11 protein-coding genes and 2 pseudogenes are annotated in these 14739 nt (G+C 68.5%); 8 read left to right on the top strand and 5 right to left on the bottom strand.

Annotation, left to right across the window (positions count from 1 at the left end):
• The 3 genes and pseudogenes from ABTZ59_RS31410 to ABTZ59_RS31400 form a co-directional block, all read right to left on the bottom strand.
• Nucleotides 1–128, bottom strand: a pseudogene (locus ABTZ59_RS31410) (IS5/IS1182 family transposase); the annotation flags it as partial.
• Between the two features lie 83 nt (nucleotides 129–211).
• On the bottom strand, nucleotides 212–649 hold the full coding sequence (locus ABTZ59_RS31405) for a cytidine/deoxycytidylate deaminase family protein (protein ID WP_351420920.1): 438 nt from the start codon (nucleotides 647–649) through the stop codon (nucleotides 212–214).
• Between the two features lie 75 nt (nucleotides 650–724).
• On the bottom strand, nucleotides 725–1126 hold the full coding sequence (locus ABTZ59_RS31400; protein WP_351420918.1) for a hypothetical protein: 402 nt from the start codon (nucleotides 1124–1126) through the stop codon (nucleotides 725–727).
• 411 nt (nucleotides 1127–1537) lie between these two features.
• On the opposite strand from ABTZ59_RS31400, the pseudogene ABTZ59_RS31395 reads away from it, so the two are divergent.
• From ABTZ59_RS31395 to ABTZ59_RS31360, 8 genes and pseudogenes are all read left to right on the top strand, one after another.
• A pseudogene (locus ABTZ59_RS31395) lies at nucleotides 1538–1696 on the top strand (SDR family NAD(P)-dependent oxidoreductase); the annotation flags it as partial.
• 154 nt (nucleotides 1697–1850) lie between these two features.
• Nucleotides 1851–2207 (top strand): nuclear transport factor 2 family protein, encoded by a 357-nt coding sequence (locus ABTZ59_RS31390; RefSeq protein WP_351420915.1) that lies wholly within the window; start codon nucleotides 1851–1853, stop codon nucleotides 2205–2207.
• Between the two features lie 107 nt (nucleotides 2208–2314).
• Nucleotides 2315–3319 (top strand): LacI family DNA-binding transcriptional regulator, encoded by a 1005-nt coding sequence (locus ABTZ59_RS31385; RefSeq protein ID WP_351420937.1) that lies wholly within the window; start codon nucleotides 2315–2317, stop codon nucleotides 3317–3319.
• A 231-nt stretch (nucleotides 3320–3550) separates the two neighbouring features.
• Nucleotides 3551–4885, top strand: coding sequence for an ABC transporter substrate-binding protein (locus ABTZ59_RS31380; RefSeq protein WP_351420912.1), 1335 nt, complete (start codon nucleotides 3551–3553; stop codon nucleotides 4883–4885).
• A gap of 7 nt (nucleotides 4886–4892) precedes the next feature.
• On the top strand, nucleotides 4893–5846 hold the full coding sequence (locus ABTZ59_RS31375; protein ID WP_351420908.1) for a carbohydrate ABC transporter permease: 954 nt from the start codon (nucleotides 4893–4895) through the stop codon (nucleotides 5844–5846).
• 98 nt (nucleotides 5847–5944) lie between these two features.
• Entirely contained in the window at nucleotides 5945–6805 is an 861-nt protein-coding gene (locus ABTZ59_RS31370) for a carbohydrate ABC transporter permease (protein ID WP_503003791.1), read from the top strand.
• Nucleotides 6806–6866: 61 nt separating this feature from the next.
• The gene (locus ABTZ59_RS31365; RefSeq protein WP_351420903.1) at nucleotides 6867–9698 is read left to right on the top strand and encodes a glycoside hydrolase family 38 N-terminal domain-containing protein; all 2832 of its coding nucleotides are present in this window, start codon (nucleotides 6867–6869) and stop codon (nucleotides 9696–9698) included.
• 72 nt (nucleotides 9699–9770) lie between these two features.
• Entirely contained in the window at nucleotides 9771–12746 is a 2976-nt protein-coding gene (locus tag ABTZ59_RS31360) for a glycoside hydrolase family 2 TIM barrel-domain containing protein (protein WP_351420900.1), read from the top strand.
• Nucleotides 12747–12815: 69 nt separating this feature from the next.
• Here ABTZ59_RS31360 and ABTZ59_RS31355 read toward each other — a convergent pair whose 3' ends face one another.
• Both ABTZ59_RS31355 and ABTZ59_RS31350 read right to left on the bottom strand, forming a co-directional pair.
• The gene (locus ABTZ59_RS31355) at nucleotides 12816–13148 is read right to left on the bottom strand and encodes a nucleoside triphosphate pyrophosphohydrolase family protein (RefSeq protein ID WP_351420895.1); all 333 of its coding nucleotides are present in this window, start codon (nucleotides 13146–13148) and stop codon (nucleotides 12816–12818) included.
• 39 nt (nucleotides 13149–13187) lie between these two features.
• Nucleotides 13188–14711 (bottom strand): ARMT1-like domain-containing protein, encoded by a 1524-nt coding sequence (locus ABTZ59_RS31350; protein ID WP_351420892.1) that lies wholly within the window; start codon nucleotides 14709–14711, stop codon nucleotides 13188–13190.
• Nucleotides 14712–14739: the final 28 nt, after the last annotated feature.

Here is a 14739-nt window from a genome sequence, read left to right as displayed (position 1 = left end):
GCGGCCAGCACTTCCCGGTCGCCATGCCGACGCCGGCCACCGCCCTGAGGCCGAACCGGCGCCTCTGGCACCACTCGCTGGAACAACTCCCACAGTTCGTCCGGCACCAGCCGCTCAACGATTCCCACACAGACAGGCTACCGAACCAGCCAAATGAGATGGCTTCTTAGTGCCGTATCAGGCAACGTTTGCCCTGTAGCTGCCTGGGGCGTCAGCTCGTGCTGAGTGGTGCGCTCTCCTCAGCGTCGAGCTGGTGGTCCGCCCAGATGTAGCTTTCGGGAAGCAGGTCGGTGACGGGCACCATCCGGAGGCTGTCGTTCGTCCCGACGATGACCTTCAGCGCTGGGAAGTAGTCGAGAAGGACCTGGCGGCAGCGGCCACATGGGGGCACGACCCCTCGGTCGCGGTCACCCACGGCGACAATGGTGTCCAGGTCGTAGGCGCCCTGGGCGGCAGCGGTGCCGATCAGGACCAGCTCCGCGCAGGGGCCTCCGGTGAAGTGGTAGGCGTTCACCGCGGTGACGATCCGGCCGTCCCGGGTGCGGGCCGCAGCCGCCATGGTGTGGTTGTCGCCGCGGCAGCGTGTGGCCGCGACGTGCGCCGCTGCCTGAATCAGCTCGTGGTCGACACGGTCGGTCTGTGTGGTCATCTTCTCTGCCTCCATGCACGGTCAGGCGACGTTGCTCCGATGCGTCCGAACCAGTGGCCGGTCTACCCGTGGACGCTACGCGTTGCGCGCGTCCGTGTGCTTGTCCAGTTCGCACATCGCCTCGGCGTGGGCACTCATCCGGATACTCACACTGCCGCTCGTGTAGAGCGCCACACCAACGACCGACACCGGCACGGACAGCCCGAGCACAGCCAGGACTTCAGGCCAGTCCCGCTCGTTCTGACACCAATCTCCTCTTTGCAGACCGTCGTTGGCCGTACCACGCTCAGTCAACAACCGTGACTCGCACTCCGCGGGGTAACGGTCGTCGGGCTCCTCATCGACCTTGTACGGCGTGAGCAGCAACAGGGCACACCATGTCCACTGGAGCGTTGCCACAGCCAACAGACCAATACCCCAGGCGCGTATCCGCCCGGCCCTGTCGCGGAAGTCGAGGTCGTACTCACGTGATCGCATGGCGGACGAATCTAGCAGCGGGTTCTTGTTGTCTCATGCCATGGCTGGACGGTCCTGACTCAGTACAGGTGGGATTTCCCAGACGTTCGCGTCAGAAGAGGTCAGGAGAGGTTCGACAGCCGGGCTGAGATTTGTTGGCGGGCTGTGTCCCAGGCCCCCTCGACCCCGTCGTGGCGACGCGCGGCACTGGCGCGATGCCGTGGCCCCTGATGCACCCGCGGTCAGGCGTGACGGTCAGCCTACTGTTGGCCCCCTTGGCGCTCATTGCCGCTCATGCCTTGACCGTGCGCCGCCGCTGCCTGGGAGTGGCGCACCCAGGGAGCCCCGTCCTGCCATATGCGCGGGATCGGAGACATGCTGGCAGCTCCGGTCGGCGCACCGCGCGGCCGTCGTCACTCCGAAGGGAAACCCATGTCCAACCCGTCTGTCAGGGTCGCTTCGAAGGTGGCCCTGATCACCGGGGCCAGCAGTGGAATCGGCGAGGCCACCGCCCGAGCGCCCGCTGCCGCGGGCCACTACGTCGTTCTCGGGGCACGGCGCACCGACCGGCCGGCTGCCCTCGCCGAGGAGAGCTGATGGGCAACGCGATCCACGCCACCGCGACCGGTGAAGCCGCCCGCTACGCCATCGACCAGCCCCCCCGACGTGGACGTCAACGAACTCGTCGTCCGTCCCACGGCCCAAGGATGAGAACACGCGCACGAGTCACGGAACGGCGGCACCGATGGTGAGCGAACAGCAGGTACGCGAGTGGGTCGAAGGCTACGTGCGAGCCTGGACCACCAACAGCAGGAAGGACATCGCCGCACTCTTCACCCCGCACGCCGAGTACCACGAATGGCCTTACGAGACCGACTGGGTCGGCCGCGAGGCGATCATCGACGGCTGGCTCGATCGCGCGCCGTGGCAGGAGGGCGGCTGGGAATTCGAGTGGTCCATCCTCACCATCAACGGCGACACCGCCGCGATCGAGGGCACCGGCGTCTACAAGGAACTGGGTACCTTCGCCAACCTCTGGACAGTGACATTCGACAAGAACGCCACATGCACCATGTTCCGCATGTGGAACAACCAGGTCTGAATCACGAATGGCCACCACGGGCATCCGATATCGCGCCGCCCCGTCCTGCCCGGGCATACTCGGGCCCTGCGGGCGCATCGGCGCCCGTGAGCAGCGGGAGGTACGCGATGGTGATGTCGTCGGGGACGGAACCCCGGAAGGTCACGATCAATGACGTCGCCAGGTCCGTCGGGGTGTCCCGGCAGACCGTGTCGCGGGCGCTCAATGACAAGGGTGAGATCGACGGCTCCACCAAACAGCGCGTGCTCGACGCCGCCCGCGAGCTCGGCTATCGGCCGAGCCGGTTCGCCCGTGGGCTCGTGCGGCAGGACACCACCACCATCGGGCTGGTGATCCCCGACCTGCTCAACCCGTTCTTCACCGAGGTCGCCGCGGCCGCGCTGGAGGCGGCCCGGGCGCGTGGCTGGCACGTCGTCGTATACGACACCGCCGACCGGGCCGACGAGGAACTCGGCACGCTGGAGGTGGTCGCCTCGCAAGTGGACGCGCTCGTCGGCTACTTCAGCTGCTCCGAGGACGAGCTGGAACTGTTCACCCGGGGCGTCCCGGTGGTGCTCATCGGCCGTGAGCACCACAGCGCGCGGTTCAGCTCGATCCGGATCGACGGCGAGGAGGGGGTGCACGCCGCGATCGCTCATCTGGTCGCCGCGGGTCACAGACGCGTCGGCATGCTCGACCACGACGGCCGCGCCGAGCCGAGCATCCGGCGCGAGTGGTTCACGAAGGCAGCGGCGGCGTACGGGATCGACGACGGCCGGGTGGTCGGCGCGGAACAGTCCGCCGACGGGGGCGGGGCGGCGCTCAGGACCCTGCTCGCCACTCATCCCGATGTCACCGCGGTCCTCACCTTCAACGACATCATCGCGATCGGTGTCCTGCGCGAGGCGCGCCGGCTCGGCAGGAGCGTGCCGCGGGAACTCGCCGTGATCGGCTTCGATGGTTTGCAGCTCGGCGCCCTCGTCGAGCCCCCGCTCTCCAGCGTCGCCCTCGACACGCGAAAGCTGGGCGCGCTCGCCATCGATCAGGTGGCACGGCTGCTGACCGGGATGGATCCGCTCGGGGCCGATGAACTCGTCGTCCGGGCCGAGCTGCGGTTGGGCGGTTCCGCTTAACCCGCCGGACTTGTGCAGGACCGAAAGTCTTGACACTCGACCGCACCGGAGCGCACACTTCCGAACAATTCAGCGCTTCCGTGAACGTTCACGGGAGCGCTCACGGAGAAGGGCCCACCAGGACCCCACCGTGCCCCGACCGTTCCGACCAGTAAGGCATCCCGGCCGTGGCCGAGGTGTCAACGTCGACCCGTACAGCGCCGTCGCTAGTCGTTCTCTGGTAAGGAAAGTATGAGCAACACAGTCACGCGCGTCCGCCTCGCCATCGTCGCCGCGGCAGCCGGCATCGTCGTACTCGCCGGGTGCTCGTCACCCGCTCCGTCGGGCGAGGCGTCCGCGGCCTCCTGCGAGCCCGCCAAGGGCAAGGTCACCCTCCAGTACTGGAACACCGTGCCGGGCATGGAGCAGGTCGTCGACCTCTGGAACAAGAAGAACCCGGACATCCAGGTACAGACGAAGAACATCTCCAACGACCAGTACGGCACCCTCGGCAACGCCCTCAAGGCGGGCAAGGCGCCGGATCTCGCTCAGGTCGGTTACGACCAACTTCCCAGCCTGCGCACGCAGAACGCGTTCGTGGACGCCTCGGCCTGCTCTGCGGCGCCCGCGGCCAAGTCGAAGTTCGAGCCGTGGACCTGGTCGCAGACCAGCTTCGGGGACACCGGCGTGTTCGCCTTCCCCCAGGACACCGGCCCGATGGCCCTCTATGTGCGCGGCGACATCCTCAAGCGGTACGGCATCGAGATCCCGAAGACCTGGGACGAGTACGCGGCGGCCGCGGAGAAGCTGCACAAGGCGGACCCCGACCTCAGCATGACGTTCTTCGACCCGAAGAACGCCGAGTGGTTCAACGGCCTCCTGTGGCAGAACAACGCCAACATGTACACGTACTCCGGCGACAAGTGGCGTGTCACCGTCGCGTCCGAGCAGAGCAAGCAGGTCGCCGAGTACTGGCAGAAACTGGTCGCCGACAAGCTCGTGCGCACCGACCTCGCCCACGGCTCCACGCAGATGTACGCCGCCTACCAGAAGAACCAGATCGCCAGCTACGTCGGCGCCTCCTGGGGCTACAGCATGTTCCGCGACAATCTGCCCGACCAGGCCGGCAAATGGTCGATCGTTCCGTTGCCGACCTGGGGTTCGAGCGACGCGTCCGGCAACTGGGGTGGATCCACCGTCGCGTTCATGAAGGGCAGCGAGCACCTGTACGAGTCGGTCAAGTTCAACTCCTGGCTGAACACCGACCCGGAAGCCCTCGCACTGGAGAACAAGCTCGGCGGCCTCTACCCGGCGGCCTCCGACGGTCTGAAACTTCCCGCACTCGCGCAGGGCGTCCCGTACTACAACAACGAGAAGATCTTCGACGTCTTCGCCGACTCGTCCAGGAACATCGACACCAGCTTCTCCTGGGGGCCCACCCAGAAGACGGTGAACCTGGCGCTTCAGGACGCGATGGCCAAGGCGACAGCCGGCAGCGGCACGCTCACCGACGCGCTCTCGGCCGCCCAGGCGGCCGCGTTGAAGTCGATGAAGGATCAGGCGATCCCGGCTACCGCGGGCAAGTGACCGGGGCATGACTGATATCGCGACCCCAGCGACCCGCGCTACCCGCGTGGGGGCCGTCACGGGGGGCCGCCGCCGTCACGGCGCCGGCCCCCGGGCGGGCACCATCGCCGCGTTCCTGACCCCGTTCTTCCTGCCGTTCGTGCTCTTCTATCTGGTGCCGGTCGGCTACGCGATCTGGCAGAGCTTCCTCGTCGTGCGCCGCACCGGCGGCCAGTACGGTACGTCGTACACGACGTTCGGCGGATTCGAGCAGTATGTACAGGTCTTCCAGAACGCCGAGTTCAGGGCCAGCGTCGGACGCATCGCACTGTTCGGCATCGTGCAGGTGCCGGTCATGCTGTTCGTCGCGCTGGTCCTGGCGCTGCTGCTCGACTCGCCCCTGCTGAGGCTCAAGCCGTTCTTCCGCGTCGCGGCGTTCATGCCGTACGCCGTGCCGGGTGTCATCGCCGCGATCATGTGGTCGTACCTCTACTCGCCGCAGCTCAGCCCCGTGGTCGACCTGCTGAAGGGCATCGGTCTTCAGCCCGACTTCCTCGGTCCCGGTGCCGTGCTGTGGTCGGCGGCGAATGTCTCCACCTGGCTCTGGACCGGCTACAACATGCTGATCATGTTCTCGGCGCTCCAGTCGATCCCGCAGGAACTCTACGAGGCCGCCAAGCTCGACGGTGCGAGCAACTGGACGATCGCGTGGCAGATCAAAGTCCCGATCATCGCCCCGTCGATCATCCTCACCACCGTGTTCTCGATCATCGGCACACTACAGCTCTACGCCGAGCCCGCCGTGCTGCGCCAGATCTCCTCGAACATCTCCAGCACGTACACACCGAACATGCTCGCGTATGCCGTGGCCTCCGGAAACAACTACCAGCAGGCGGCGGCGGTTTCCGTGGTCATCGCCGTCATCACCTTCGTCTTGAGCTTCGGGTTCATGCGACTGACCTCGAAGAAGGCGGGATTGTGAGCAACGGGACGGTGAGCAATGGGATGGTGGGCAGGGGGAGAGTGGGCAATGGGAGGGTGGGCAACGAGCGCGTGGGCAACGGGAGCGTGGGCAACGGGATGGTGAGCAACCGGTCCACGATCCGGGAGAGCCGCGTCAGCCGCACGGCCGCCATGGCGCTGATGTTCCTCCTGGCGATCTACTTCCTGTTGCCGATCTACTTTCTGATCGTCGCGGCGACCAAACCTCAGGGAGACCTCGCCTCCACCAACGGGTTGGCGTTCTCGGACTTCCACCTGTTCAGCAATCTGGACACCTTGTTCAGCCGGAGCGACGGCGTCTTCGGACGGTGGGCGCTGAACAGCGTCATCTACGCGGTGCTGGGCGCGGCCGTCGGCACCCTGATCTCCGCGCTCTGCGGCTACGCGCTCGCCAAGTTCCCGTTCCGGGGCCGTGAGTTCCTGTTCTCCGTCGTTCTCGGCGGCGTCCTCGTCCCCACCACCGCGCTCGCGCTCCCGCTTTTCCTGCTGTTCTCGGCGACCGGGATCGTCAACACCTATCTCGCGGTGTTCCTGCCCAGCATCGTCAGCCCGTTCGGCGTCTACCTCGCCCGAATCTTCGCCGCGGCCGCCGTCCCCGAGGAGATTCTGGAGTCGGCGCGGCTGGACGGCGCCGGCGAGTTCCGAACGTTCTTCTCGGTGGCGTTCAGGCTGATGGCGCCGTCGCTGGTGACCATCTTCCTCTTCCAGTTCGTCGCGATCTGGAACAACTTCTTCCTGCCGATGGTGATGCTCCAGAAGGAGTCGCTCTTCCCGATCACACTCGGACTCTACGAATGGAACGGCCAGACCGCGCGTGCCCCGCTCCTCCAGGAATCCGTGATCACCGGCTCGTTGGTCTCGATCGTGCCCGTGATCATCGTATTCATCCTCCTCCAGCGGTTCTGGCGCACCGGGCTCGCCGCCGGCTCCCTCAAGTAGCCCCCGTACCGCGGCTCTTCCGCTCGCCCTCACCTCCCCCCGACAGAAAGCCGTTCTCGCCATGCGAAACTCCGCCGTCTTCGTGCCCCATTTCCATTGGGACCGGGAATGGTACGAGCCCTTCCAGGTCTTCCGGCACCGACTGGTCGCCGCTCTGGACACGGTGCTGGAGACGGCCGAGGCCAACCCGGACTTCCGGTTCACCGTCGACGGGCAGATGGCCGCGATCGAGGACTACCTTGAGATGCGGCCGGAGAACCGCGACCGCGTCAAGGCCCTGGTCGTCGGCGGTCAGCTCGCCATCGGACCGTGGCTCATCCTGCTCGACGAGTTCCTCTGCTCCGGCGAGACCATCGTGCGCAACCTGCGCATGGGCTGGGCCGCCGCGGCGGAACTCGGCGGCTCGATGCCCATCGGCTATCTGCCGGACATGTTCGGCCATGTCGCGCAGATGCCGCAGATCCTGGCGCGCGCCGGAATCGAGCACGCGGCGCTGTGGCGCGGTGTGCCCGGCTCCGTCGACGGTCACGCCTTCCGCTGGCGCGCTCCCGACGGCTCCGAGGTGCGCACCGAGTTCCTCTTCGACGGCTACGACAACGGCCTCGATGTGCTGCTGGTGCCCGACCAGATCGGGCGCGCGCTCGGCGAGTACGCGGAGATGACGGCCGACCGGTGGGGCGACGACCCCGTGCTCGCGATGGCCGGCACCGACCACAACGCGCCCGACCCGCACCTCGCGACCTGGCTGCGGCGCGCGTCCGGCGACGAGCGCTCCATCACCATCGCGACCCTCGACGAGTACATCCATGAGCATGTGCGCGACGAGGCCTCCGCCGTGGTCACCGGTGAGCTGCGCAGCCACGTACGCGGCAACATCCTCCCGGGCGTGCTCTCCGTACGGCTGCGGCTCAAGCAGCGGATGGCCGTCGCCGAGCGCACCATCGACCACGCCGAGCGATTCAACGCACTGTGGTGCCGGCGCGACGACTCGCCGTTCCTCTCGCTCGCCTGGCACAAGATCATCGAGTCGAGCGCGCATGACTCCGTCGTCGGCTCCGGCACCGACGAGACCTCGGACCAGGTCGAAGCACGTCTCGCCGAAGCCGCGCACACCGCGCGCGCGGTCCGGGACGCGGCCCTGGCCGTGCCCGCCGCACGGGTACCGAGCGACGCCTACCTGGTCGCCAACCCGCTGCCGGTCCCGCGCACGGCACTGGTCGAGGTGGACGTCGTGGCCCCGCCCGGGGGAACCGTTCCGGTCGCGACCGCGGCGGACGGCTCGACGCGTCCCGTGCAACTGATCTCCGAGGCCCCGACCGTGCTCAGCGACGAGCACATGGACGCCTCGCAGCTCGAACGCGTACTGCGCCGCATCCACCGCCGAGAGCTCTTCGGCCGTCTGATCGACCACTACGAACTCACCCCGGGATCCCTGGTCTTCCATCTCGCCGAGGTGCCGGCCGGCGGACCCTTCGACCTGCTGATCCTGCGCCGGGAGGTCGCCGCGGCGGCCGCCGCGCATCCGGGGCGGTGGCGGGTGCTGACGCTGGAGGAAGCCCGCGCGACCGCGCTCGTGCCCGTGGACGTCCCCGCCTCGGGGCTCGCGGCCGTCCGGGTCGAACCGAGCGAGCGGACCGCCGCGCTGCCGACGACGCTCACACCCGCCACGGCGACGGCCCGCACGCTCTCGAACGGTCTGGTGGAGGTCGCGATCGCGGCCGACGGCAATCTGGACGTTACCGGGGCCGACGGCACCGTACTGCGCGGAGTCGGCCGTCTCGTCGACGGCGGTGACCGCGGCGACAGCTACAACTACGCGCCACCGGCGCGCGACGCGCTCGTCTCGGAGCCGGCCGAGATCACCGTCGAAGTCCTGGAGAGCGGCCCACTGCGTGCGAGGACGCGTGTCACGCGGGTGTACGAGTGGCCCGTCGCCCTCTCCTCCGATCGCGACCTGCGCGACAGCCGGACCGTGGCGACCCCGGTGGAGACTCTTGTGGAAGTGCGCGTGGGCGAGCCGTTCGCGCGCGTCTCCCTCTCGTTCCTGAACCAGTCCGCCGACCATCGGCTGCGTCTGCACGTACCGCTGCCCGAGCCGGCGGCCGGGTCCGCGTCCGCCGGGCAGTTCGCCGTCACCGAGCGCGGACTCACCGCCGAGGGCGGCTGGGGCGAGTATCCGATCCCGACCTTCCCCGCGAGTTCGTTCGTGTCGGCGGGCGCCGCCAACGTACTGCTCGACCACGCGAGCGAGTACGAACTCGTCGGCGACGGCTCCGAGATCGCCATCACCCTGTTGCGCGCGATCGGCTCCATCAGCGTCAACATCCATCCGCTCCGTGACGAGCCCGCGGCGAGCGAGATCCCCGCACCGGGCGCGCAAGATCTCGGTGTGCGCATCGAGAACCGGTTCGCGATCGTGCCCTCGTCGACCGGTTGGCAGGGGGCGAACGCGGTCGCTCTCGCCGAGGACTTCCGCAATGACGTACTGGTCACCCGGGGGACCGCGACCGCCGGCGGCCTGCTGCCGCCCGACGCGACCGGCCTCCGGGTGGACGGTGCGGACATCCTCGTCTCCAGCGTCCGCCGCGTCACGGACGACGGCGGAGGTGACGGCATCGAAGTGCGGTTGACGGCGATGAGCGACACGGGCTCGACCGCCCGTGTGACCGGCGCGTTCACCGAGGCCACCACGGTCGATCTGCTTGGCCGGCCGCTCGACGCGGCTCCGGTCACGGACGGGCTGGAACTCGCCCTCGGCCCGTGGGAGATCCGCACCGTGGTACTCCGTCGGACGAACGCACGCGAGGAGACGAACGCACGCGAGAAGACAAACGCACGCGAGAAGATGAACGCACGCGAGAAATGGACCACCGGCCACACTCCGATCACCTGAGTCGGCGAACACGACCGGCGTTCGGCCCCTTTCCGTCATCAAGAGCTGTCATCGAGAGAGAGTTGTGACCTCGTGCACTCCCGGCATTCCGCGTATGTTTCGGACCCCACACCAGGGCATGGCGCGCTGCGCACGGCGCGCTCGTGGCTGCACTCCGACGCCCCTTCTCGTTCGCTGAACGGGCATTGGCGTTTCCGTCTGTCGCGAACGGCGGCGGTGGCGGAGGATTTCGCCTCCGAAGGCTTCGACGACAGCGGCTGGGACAGCATCCCGGTCCCGTCCCACTGGGTGCTCCAGGGCGACGGCGCCTACGGCCGGCCCATCTACACGAACGTGCGGTACCCGTTCCCCATCGACCCGCCCCATGTCCCGGACGAGAACCCCACCGGCGACTACCGCCGCCACTTCGAGGTGCCCGCCGACTGGTCGGAGGCCGAGCGCGTCGTGCTGCGGTTCGACGGGGTCGAATCGCTCTTCAGGCTCTGGGTGAACGGCGCCGAGATCGGTGGCGCCGCCGGCAGCCGGCTCGCCCACGAATTCGATGTGACATCGTCTGTGCGCCCAGGCGACAACGTCGTCGCCGTGCGCGTACACCAGTGGTCGGCTGCCAGCTATCTCGAAGACCAGGATCAGTGGTGGCTGCCGGGCATCTTCCGCGAAGTCACCTTGATCGCACGGCCGGCCGGAGGCATCGAGGACGTCTGGCTGCGCACCGGGTTCGAGGAAGGGCACGGGCGGATCGAGACGGAGATTTCCGCCGACGTGGCGGCGTTCCCGGTCACCCTCCGGCTCCCCGAACTCGGTGTCGAACACGTCTGGGCGACAGCGGCGGACGTGGCCCCGCTCGACGTCGCGGGCGTGGAGCCCTGGTCGGCCGAGCGGCCACGCCTGTACGACGCCACCGTGTCGACGGCCGCGGAGAGCATCGCCCTGCGGGTGGGTTTCCGCACGGTCGAGATCCGCGGGGACCAATTCCTGGTCAACGGCCGCCGCGTGGTGTTCCACGGGATGAACCGCCACGAGATCCACCCCGAGCGCGGACGCGTCTTCGACGAGGAGCACGCCCGCGAAGACCTGGCCCGCATGAAGCGCTTCAATGTGAACGCGATCCGCACCAGCCACTACCCACCGCATCCACGACTGCTCGACCTCGCCGACGAACTGGGATTCTGGGTCGTCCTCGAATGCGATCTTGAGACACACGGCTTCGACACGGTCGACTGGGCCGGCAATCCGAGCGATGATCCGGCGTGGCGCGCGGCCCTCCTCGACCGTATCGAGCGCACCGTCGAGCGGGACAAGAACCATCCCAGCGTCGTGATCTGGTCGCTCGGCAACGAAGCGGGCACCGGCGGCAATCTCGCCGCGATGTCGGCGTGGGTCCATGCCCGCGACGCCGGACGGCCCGTGCACTACGAAGGCGACCACGCCGGCGAATACACGGACATCTACTCGCGCATGTACTCGTCGGTGTCCGAGACCGAGCAGATCGGAACCGACGGCTCACGCGCGGAGCTGCTGAACTGCACTCCGGCGCAGGGCGCCCGGCAGCGCTCCAAGCCGTTCCTGCTCTGCGAATACGCCCACGCGATGGGCAACGGGCCGGGCGCGCTCGACCAGTACGAGGCGCTCGTGCACGAGCATCCCCGGCTGCACGGCGGCTTCGTCTGGGAGTGGCGCGATCACGGCGTCCTGACGACGACCCCGGACGGTACGCCCTATCACGCGTACGGTGGCGACTTCGGAGAGGTCGTCCACGACGGCAACTTCGTGATGGACGGCATGGTGTTGAGCGACGACGTCCCGACTCCGAGCCTCCACGAGTACAAGGCGGTCGTGCAGCCGGTGCGCTTCACCTTCGACGGTGACGAGCTCACGATGACCAATCTGCGGCACTCGGCCGACACGTCCGACCTGCGTTTCCGCTGGCGTGTCGAGCACGACGGGACGCTCGTGGAGTCCGGGGACATGGACGTCCCCGTCATCCCGGCGGGTGGGTCGGCGCGTGTGCCGCTGCCACGGATCCCGGTGTCAGCGGACGCGGAGACGTGGTTCACCCTTGACGCGGTACTGGCGGCCGGGACCGCCTGGGCCGGTGCCGGGCATGTGATGGCGACCGCACAGCTGGACCGTTCGACGCGCCGCCCCGCGCCCGTTGTGCGGCGCGAAACCCCATGGCGGCGCGGCGACGGCACACTGACGCTCGGAATCGCCGAGTTCGTCGACGGGTCCCTCGTACGCCTCGCCGGCCGCGCGGTGACAGGCCCGCGGTTGGAACTGTTCCGCGCGCCGACCGACAACGATGAAGCGGCGTCCACACGAGTCGAGGACAGCGACGCCAGTGTCCCCGGGGTCTCCAACGCCGAACTGTGGCGTCGCGACGGTCTCGACCGGCTGGTCACACGGCGTGTGTCCGTGGAGCGCGCCGAGACGGCCCTGCGAACGATCACCAGGGTGTCCGCGGCGAACTCCGCCTTGTCCGTGATCGTGGAGTCCGTCTGGTCGCTCGTGGGCGATGAGCTCGATCTGCGGGTGGAGATCGAGCCGTCGAGCGGTTGGCCGACGGTGTGGCCACGGATCGGGATCGGCTTCGAGTTGCCCGATGGCACGGCCCCCGTCGATGGCGCCGAGTGGTTCGGCCTCGGCCCGTTCGAGTCCTATCCCGACAGTCTCCGCGCGGCGCGCACCGGCCGCTTCTCCTCGACCGTCCGCGATCTCTCCGTTGTCTACGCGCGACCCCAGGAGACGGGGCACCGGTCCCGGGTGCGGGAGCTGGCGCTGACGAGCGCCGGTACCGAGGTGCTGCGCATCACGGCGCTCCCGGACACCCGCGGACGGCGCCCCGGCTTCACGCTCAGCCGCCACACACCACAGCAGATCGCGCGCGCCCAACACCCCTACGAGCTGCCGGAATCGACGACGAGTCATCTGATCATCGACGCGGCCCAGCACGGGCTCGGCTCACGGGCCTGTGGACCGGACGTGTGGCCGGACTTCGCGCTCCGCCCTGAATCCCGCACGGTCAGGCTTCGTATGACGAGGGGCTGACCTGCCGCTGGGCCAGGTACTCAGCCGCCTCGGACACGGCCGCGGCGCGCGGGTCCTGGCCGGGCGGCGTCAGCTCACCCAGCCCTCCCGGCGGTACGCGGCCAGCTTCTCCGAGGTGAGGGCCCGGAGGTCGTCGACACAGCCGTAGTGCATGGCGATGGTCACGGCGCAGCGCACCACGTCGAGTACCTCCTTGGTGAGGTCACTGACATCCGGTTCGCCGTGGCGTTCGTGCTTGACGCCCATGCCCTCCAAGTGGTTGATCCGCTGGGCGACTTCCCCTGTCTCCTCGGCCAGGCGGGAGACGAGATGGAAGATGTCGTTGTGGCGGGGGAAGCGCTCGATCGCCCCGGCGGCGATACGTTCCACTTCGTCCAGCCAGTCGGCTTCAGGCTTCGTCACATGAGCTCCAGAGGTCGTCGAGCGGCGGGCGGCAGGTGTTCAGGGCAGGGGAGAGGCGGGGGTCGGCCCGGGCGTCGCGGCAGTCGCTCCTGTCGCCCCCGTGAGTCGGTGCAGCAGCCGGCTCACCCGTTCCCTCTCGCTCGCCAGCGCGGCACGTGTCCTGGGCGGGACCTGTTCGGTGAGTGCTTCGAGCAGGCGCAACTCGTCGCGGAGCAGGTCCGGTTCCGTGCAGCGCCTGCGGCGCTCCCGGTCCATCAAGGTGCTCCAGCACAAGCGGACTTCACGGCCCCCGGCGTAACGTACCGTACGGTCGCGGCGCCCCTCGAAACCCCAGTTCGTGTACTCTCCCGGCGCCGAGCGGACCAGGAACAGCGGGGCCGTGGTCGCGTCCACCCCTATCGCGCTTTCGTTGAACTCGCTGACCAGTACGAATCCGGTGTACATCACCTTGCTGATGCCACCCTGGAACATCTCGTGGACATTGGTGCCTTTGACGAACACGCGGTCCGCCGTGTCCAGCGCCCGGGTGAGTTCCGGGGACAGCTTGCGCAGATTGGCCGTGGCCATGCTCGGGCCGGTGGTGCAGACGTCGGTGCTCCGCAACCGGTCGACGCCGAGCGCGCGCAGCCGCGGCGAGTCGAGGAGGCGCAGGACGAGAGCGGCGTCGGCGTCCGTGTAACAGGGCAGGGACTTGGGCACCAGGGTGAGCCGTAGCCGAGGATTGGCCGCCACCAGGCGGTCGAGCAGCAGAAGGTCGATCACCGTCTCGGCGCGGTCGTCGAAGAACCACACCAACCGGCAGGGCCCGTCCAGTACTTCGGCGCGGAAGGTCTCCCAGTGGTCGACGAGCAGCGGGCGTTCGGCCAGCTCCCGGTACTTCGGCCACAGCCCTCGCGCCACTGCCGCGGGATCACCCGAGGCGTCCAGGGGCAGCGCCATCCCGGGGCCGGGGGCGCGCAGCTTCTGCCCGGCGCCGATGAGTCCGGCCGCGAGGCTGTAGCGCAGCAGGGCGGCGAGGTCCTGCCCGCACCTCTCGACGACCAACGAGGCGAGCTCCAGGGCGACGCGAACGGAGCGGTGCGCGTACGTCCGGTGCGTGAGCACCGGTGCCCTGACGTCGCCGAACACGCAGTGCGCGATGACGCGGTCCACCACCGACGGCACCTCCTGGTTGGCCAGCGTCCGCGCCACCGGTACCCCCGCCACGGTGTGTTCGAGCAGGCGCATCGTCTGGTCACGGCAGAAGGCGACGACGGCGGGGTCCGCATCCCCTCGGTCGTCGTCGCCCCCCTCGCCGCCGTCACGCCAGTCACCGTCCCCGTCGAGCCCGCCGCCGGTAGGCGGAGCGGCGCGACGCAGCTTCCCCGCGATCACGCCGGAGAGCCACGGGCCGAAGTCGCTCTCCGAAGGGTCGAGCAGCACCTCGCCGTTCATCCGCTCGGCTGCCGTGAAGCCGTCGGGCACGAAGTCCGCGCGTGTCAGCAGCCGCCGCCACGTCCCGCTGCCTCGGGAGTCGTCGCACAGCAGCCGCTCCACAAGAGTGGCGTCGTCCAGCTGAAGCACCCTCAATTCCCCTGTGGGAGCGAGGACT

The organism is Streptomyces sp. NPDC094034 (assembly GCF_040303865.1).
In the GTDB taxonomy this organism is placed as follows: domain Bacteria; phylum Actinomycetota; class Actinomycetes; order Streptomycetales; family Streptomycetaceae; genus Streptomyces.
This window is presented reverse-complemented; position numbering and strand designations above follow the sequence as displayed.

Coding starts and splice junctions, on each gene's coding strand:
- ABTZ59_RS31385 (WP_351420937.1), top strand. CDS start 2,315: ATGGTGATGTCGTCGGGGACGGAACCCCGGAAGGTCACGATCAATGAC.
- ABTZ59_RS31390 (WP_351420915.1), top strand. CDS start 1,851: ATGGTGAGCGAACAGCAGGTACGCGAGTGGGTCGAAGGCTACGTGCGA.
- ABTZ59_RS31380 (WP_351420912.1), top strand. CDS start 3,551: ATGAGCAACACAGTCACGCGCGTCCGCCTCGCCATCGTCGCCGCGGCA.
- ABTZ59_RS31405 (WP_351420920.1), bottom strand. CDS start 649: ATGACCACACAGACCGACCGTGTCGACCACGAGCTGATTCAGGCAGCG.
- ABTZ59_RS31365 (WP_351420903.1), top strand. CDS start 6,867: ATGCGAAACTCCGCCGTCTTCGTGCCCCATTTCCATTGGGACCGGGAA.
- ABTZ59_RS31400 (WP_351420918.1), bottom strand. CDS start 1,126: ATGCGATCACGTGAGTACGACCTCGACTTCCGCGACAGGGCCGGGCGG.
- ABTZ59_RS31370 (WP_503003791.1), top strand. CDS start 5,945: ATGGTGAGCAACCGGTCCACGATCCGGGAGAGCCGCGTCAGCCGCACG.
- ABTZ59_RS31375 (WP_351420908.1), top strand. CDS start 4,893: ATGACTGATATCGCGACCCCAGCGACCCGCGCTACCCGCGTGGGGGCC.